This window comes from Bradyrhizobium sp. CFUWI (genome assembly GCF_056429085.1).
Genome location: NZ_JBWJZE010000335.1, coordinates 1 through 381, shown reverse-complemented (window position 1 = coordinate 381; position 381 = coordinate 1). Strand labels below are relative to the sequence as shown.

The following is a 381-nucleotide window of genomic DNA, read 5'->3' as shown; positions in this document are numbered from 1 at the left end:
GCCCGAGAGCGCCGGCGCCCATCCCGGCCCGGCATGCTACCGGCGCGGCGGTCCGCTGGCGGTGACCGACGCCAACGTCATGGTGGGCAAGATCCAGCCCGCACATTTCCCGCAGGTGTTCGGCCCGGCCGGCGATGCGGCGCTCGATGCCGGCGTGGTGCGCGAGCGGTTCGCCGACTGGGCCGCGCGCACCGGCCGCGCGCCGGAGGACGTGGCGCACGGCTTCATCCGGATCGCCGTGCAGCAGATGGCCAATGCCATCAAGAAGATCTCGGTCGCGCGCGGCTACGACATCACTGCGTACACCCTGCAGTGCTTCGGCGGGGCGGGCGGCCAGCATGCCTGCCTAGTGGCCGATGCATTGGGCATGCAGCGCGTCTT

The 381-nt window shown here is 71.9% G+C and carries 1 protein-coding gene; it reads left to right on the top strand.

Going from position 1 to position 381, the window contains the following annotated elements:
* Nucleotides 1-381, top strand: a 381-nt coding sequence (locus tag AC066S_RS40070) for a hydantoinase/oxoprolinase family protein (RefSeq protein ID WP_478272106.1), incomplete at both ends; no start/stop codon positions are given.